Genomic DNA, 4720 nt, shown 5'->3' on the forward strand with positions numbered 1-4720 from the left:
ATCGATCGGGCTGACGCAGCCAACGTGGTACACCGGCAGCGTCTGCCCGACGCCCACCATGCGGCAGGGAGTCCGGCAGCGCATATTCAAATCAGATGACCGTCGCCCAGACATTTGGTTCCATTGCTTCGGCATAGTTCGTCGTCACCCGGCAGCGCGCGACAACAGCCTGGCCAAGACTCACCGATAGGCTGACCTCGGTGAAGGCAGCGAAACCCCGTGTCGGGCCTTGCCGCTGGGCCTGAACGCGAAATCCGTGGAAGGAAGCACCCCACCTGCCGTGGCGCTGCGCTTCCATGAGCGCCAGCAGCGCGATCGAGCGGACCATGCGAACCTCTTCGGTGCTGGGGAAACAAGCCAACTCCGCTGCGGCGCCGACGGGCATAGCGCAGGCACTCACGCTCAGCCCCGGCCCTCGGCCGCCTCGCGCCGTGGCTTGAATCGGGCCTCGGCCAGTCGTGTGAGGCTGAGGAACAGATGATCCGCGTTCAGATGCAGCGCACTGCGCTCCTCACCGGTCGCCGTCACCGTCCATCGGGTTTCGGCCAGCCGGCCGACGACATGCACGCGCGCGCCTTTCTTCACGAACTGAACCACCTCCGCGGCAAGTCGATCGCCCCAGACATTGACGTCGAGCCAGAAGCCACCGGCCTGCTCCAGACCACCCTTGCCGTCCTGGCGGTATTCGTCGAAGAACACCCGAAGCTCGGCGACCTGCCGTTCCTCGCTGCCGACCATGACCGTCTTCAAGAGCGGCTGGTCACCCACATTTCCGGTTCCACTAAACTCGTTCGACATTGCACCCTCCGTTGGTTGATTGACTCATTGAATTCCGATGGGCTGCGAGGCCCGGGCCGGAAACCCGCTGATCGCCGGCGTCGACCTCACAGCAACTCCGTGTCCGACTGCGGCATATCCTCGGCCGCGGTTAGCGACGCCTGTTCGAGCAAGCGCAGTTCGGCATCGCTCAACTTGACGCGCCGCCGCGTATGACGGGGTGCCTGCGCGCCGGTAAAGACCTTGCGCGGAACTTCACCGAAAAGTGCGACCACGGCACGCACCCGCTGATGCGCGAGTTCGTCCGCTGCGGGCAGGAAGTCGCTGCGGCTCAATGGCCGCAGCTCTTCGCGCAGGAGATGGCGCTCCCAGCGGATCGGTTCGAGGAACAAGGCGCGCAACTCTCGGCCGACTTCACGAATCGCCGCCCTGCCCTCGTCGTCGCTCATGCGATCCTTGTGGATCAGGGTCTTGATCATGCGCACGTAGTAGTCGAACTCGACGATCGCCTCCGCCGTGGCGTAGCCGTAGGGGCTGCGAAATCCGAGCTCGACGGTCTTGGGGCTGCGCGACCCCATCACGGCCAACGACAGGCCCTTGCGCTTGAGGATCTCGATATCTTCCTCACGCGCGGTGATCACGCGGCTCAGATGTGCGCGAATCGCTACCAGACTCTCGTACATGCGGATCAGGATCCAGTCGGCGTACGGGTTGTCGTTCGCCGACAGGTGCCAGATGGATTTGAGGACCGCCGCAAAGCGCCTGCCTCCAGGAATCGGCGGCAGCTTGCCCGCGCCATCCGCGCCACGGCCGGTAAAGATCCGATAGGCATCCTTGGTGTGCAAGCTCATGGTGTCGGGGATGGCATCCGCCAGTTGCCCGAGTTGGGCGTTGGCGGCGAGCGTGGCATCGAGCTCATTCGGCTCATTGCGCGCGTGCTGCAGGATTGCGTCAGGGGGTGCCATGGCGGACTCCGTTTCGATTGAGGTGGTTGTGGCTGCCGCGAACGGCGTGGTGGTTGCTGCGCCGTGTTGGCAGCGCTGGCGAGCAGGATTTGTCGTTGCCGGGAATTCGGACTGGCAGGTGGCTCACGAGCGCTTCTCCGGTGGGCGCCCGGCCTGCATCGCGTCCGCGATCTGTCGCATCTCGGCGCGGCGGGATGCGCGCTTGGCCTGGTGTTCCGGGGTCGCGCACTCGCCGGCAAGACGCTGCTCCTCGGCCTCGCGCTGCTGACGCAGGATCAGGTCCTCGTCATGCCTGCGCCTGGCAGCCGCCACGCGCTGCCCCAGTTCCGGCACAAACTCGCCGGCGATGGCACGTCTGACCAAGCCACGCAGGTAGGCGAGCGGGCTGGTATGCACCGCTCTTGCCTGCATCCGGGCACTCAGCTCGTCGAGCAAGGCCTGGGCTTGCTGCGCGCAGGGCTTAAGCAGGAGGAGCGCCGCCGCACGTTCTTCAGGGAGCAGGCTTTCCGGCAGGATCAGATCACCACCACGACGTTGCGACCACCCCGCATTAGCGATGGTTTCCCTTGTGGGTGGTTGTTGTACTAAACCACGTGTACTTCCTTGTATATGTAGATTGGCGCTTTCGTCGAAACAGTGATGGCGTTTTTGTCGAATCAATTTTGGCGCTTTCGGCAAAACATGTATGTGGGAATCCCTCATACTTGTTTCGCCTTTTTGTCGACTATTGATTGTGGCAACACCGCACTCTGACGAATGCGGCAATGCGATGCGATTGGCATCGCCTAATTCATCTCCGGTCAGCCGCGCGAGCAGGTAATCCATCCGGATGCGGGCGAGTCGTCGCGGGGGAATGCCAACGAGCGTCTCGTCCCATACTCCAATGCGCACCAGTTCCCGACGCGCAATTTCCTGCTCACGACGCGTGAGGCCGATCTGCTCGGCCCACAAGTCGGCCGAACTGCCTATCCATTCCCGCAACTGCCGGCGCATCTGCAGTCGTGTCAGGTGTAGCGCGCGTGACAACAGCAGGCCGGCATGGACCCCGCCGCCGATACCGGCCAGCGTGCGGTGGTAAGCGAGCGACGGCCCCAGCAGTTCCGCCACCGCGGCGCCATCGGCCCAGTCCAGACTCGCCGACGCCCTGCCGATCCGATCGCTGAGCAAGGCGCCGAGCTGATCAACACAAAGCCGGAAGTGGAGCCGTGCCGGGATGCCAACGCGCTGTTCGCTGAGAATCGCCAGTTTGCGCAATACTTCGCGGGCGGTGGCTTGTTCCTTCGCGGAAAGTCCGGTTTCCATCTCCCACTGCTCAGTGGTCTTGAGAAACCAGCCGCCGGTCCGGGCGATATCGCGACCATGACGCGTCCAGTAGATCGATTGGGAGAGCAACAGCGCGGCCTTCACGTTCGCCGTCAGGTCCACGAGGCGGCGATGAAACGCGATATGCCGTCCCAGCAGCGGCCAGAGGGTCGCCAGCGCTCGCTCCTGTTGGGCGGATTGCCACGGATCGTCATCGGAACTGGTTACGATTCTCGGTTCTCGGTCTCTCATGCTGGGCCTGTGCACCGTCATCGGCGAACCGGGTTGGCGTGCGCCTGCAATGCGCGCCCTACGGCTTCGGGTCGTACCCGAAACCAGAGCTTCGCCGGCATGCCGGCGCGTCGCTCTTCGAGAAAGCCGCCGGTGCGCAAAGCCCGCCGTGCCGTTTCCTGCTCCCACCGCGAAAGCCCGGTCTCTTCGGTCCACTCCTCCTGGGATCTGCAGAACCAGCCGCCGAGCTCGGGGTCGAGCGCCTCGCTGGTCCAGATGGCCTGCGAGAGCATCAGCGCCGCCGTCACGCCCCCCGTGATCGGGACCAGGCAGCGGTGGAAGCTGATCGGCAGGTCGAAGACGTCGAGCAGCAGTTCGGCGGTGATGCCCGGTGGAATCACGGGGCGACCGTTCATTGCTCGTCCTCGAAGCCGCGCACCACTGCCTCCAGAACAGCAAGGGAGTGGTTTGGAAAGACTTGATGCAGGCGGTAGTACCGCACCCGGGGATTCGGCTCCTCGATGGCGTGCCAGGTCCGGTAAATGCGCTCGCGCATGGACATGTCTGGAAGCGATATGCGGCCTGATGGTCTCCATGCACCGCAGTCACGGCGTCGCCTGAGCGTCACCTTGCGGCGGATCTTGAAGAGCGCGCTCATCATCTGCCAGGACGCACCATGGCGAATGAAATACGCCTCCAGCGCCTTGGCCTCATTCACCAGAGAGACCGTGCGCAGCCCCGCAGTGAGTCCGGCGGCATCAAAGCTCACGCCGATGTTCAGATCGCGCATCGTGGCCAGACGGTTCAGATCTAGTGCCGACAATTGCCGCAAGCGCGCGAGTTGCTCGTTCTCGATGCCCGCGGCGTGAAGTTCATCCGGATTCGCCTCGGCCAGTCGCACGGCGACGTGATTGAGCAGTACCAGGCGCACCTGCGTATCGAGCAGCGGCAGCATCAGGCGTCCTCCGTTGCAGTTATTTCACTGCCCGGCAGGCCGGGCGTCGAGGCCGATGAGCGAAATTCCCTGACCAGACCGAGGAGATCCCAGCATGCGCTGGCCGTCTCGTCACTGGCATCGACCAACCAACCGAAGAACGCGGCATCGAACTGGAAGGCATCCACCGGTAGATCGGGCACCTGGGACGTGGTATCAGCGGCGCATGGATCGCCGGCCGCAAAACTTTCCGGCAGGGGCGCCGCTGCGGACACCAGCGTCAAGAGTTGCCAGGCCCATTGCCGGCTTGGATGCAACGAATCGCCATGAGGCGGAATCGGCAACGCGTCCATGCAGTACCCAAGGGGCGCCGCTTCGTCGCTGCGCAGACAATCGCTGATTCCGACAAAGCCAGCGCACAAGCGCACCTGCTCGATAACCCGCGAATGAGCGGCAGCGACTTCGGTCTTGGCCGGAATCGCACCTTCTGCCTGCATATGGCGCCTGGGAG

7 protein-coding genes are annotated in these 4720 nt (G+C 63.9%); all 7 read right to left on the bottom strand.

What is annotated here, in order from left to right; all coding sequences use genetic code 11:
• Positions 1 to 91 precede the first annotated feature (91 nt).
• Positions 92 to 328, bottom strand: coding sequence for a hypothetical protein (locus J0M27_RS21150; RefSeq protein ID WP_294996652.1), 237 nt, complete (start codon positions 326 to 328; stop codon positions 92 to 94).
• Between the two features lie 74 nt (positions 329 to 402).
• Positions 403 to 798, bottom strand: a complete 396-nt coding sequence (locus tag J0M27_RS21155) for a single-stranded DNA-binding protein (protein WP_294996655.1) — start codon at positions 796 to 798, stop codon at positions 403 to 405.
• A gap of 86 nt (positions 799 to 884) precedes the next feature.
• On the bottom strand, positions 885 to 1742 hold the full coding sequence (locus J0M27_RS21160) for a PFL_4669 family integrating conjugative element protein (RefSeq protein WP_294996658.1): 858 nt from the start codon (positions 1740 to 1742) through the stop codon (positions 885 to 887).
• Positions 1743 to 1865: 123 nt separating this feature from the next.
• A complete protein-coding gene (locus tag J0M27_RS21165; protein ID WP_294996660.1) occupies positions 1866 to 3296 on the bottom strand; it encodes a hypothetical protein in 1431 nt (476 codons plus the stop codon).
• 17 nt (positions 3297 to 3313) lie between these two features.
• Positions 3314 to 3691, bottom strand: a complete 378-nt coding sequence (locus J0M27_RS21170) for a hypothetical protein (protein WP_294996663.1) — start codon at positions 3689 to 3691, stop codon at positions 3314 to 3316.
• Positions 3688 to 4230 carry an STY4526/YPO1902 family pathogenicity island replication protein gene (locus tag J0M27_RS21175; RefSeq protein WP_294996665.1) on the bottom strand — a complete coding sequence of 181 codons (543 nt, stop codon included), beginning with the start codon at positions 4228 to 4230 and terminating at the stop codon, positions 3688 to 3690. The genes J0M27_RS21170 and J0M27_RS21175 overlap by 4 nt, the downstream gene beginning before the upstream one ends.
• Positions 4230 to 4720: hypothetical protein (locus tag J0M27_RS21180; protein ID WP_294996668.1), on the bottom strand; the 491-nt coding region annotated here is incomplete at its 5' end. The genes J0M27_RS21180 and J0M27_RS21175, both read right to left, overlap by 1 nt.

The sequence above is a fragment of the Sulfuritalea sp. genome (assembly GCF_017302275.1).
GTDB lineage: Bacteria > Pseudomonadota > Gammaproteobacteria > Burkholderiales > Rhodocyclaceae > Sulfuritalea.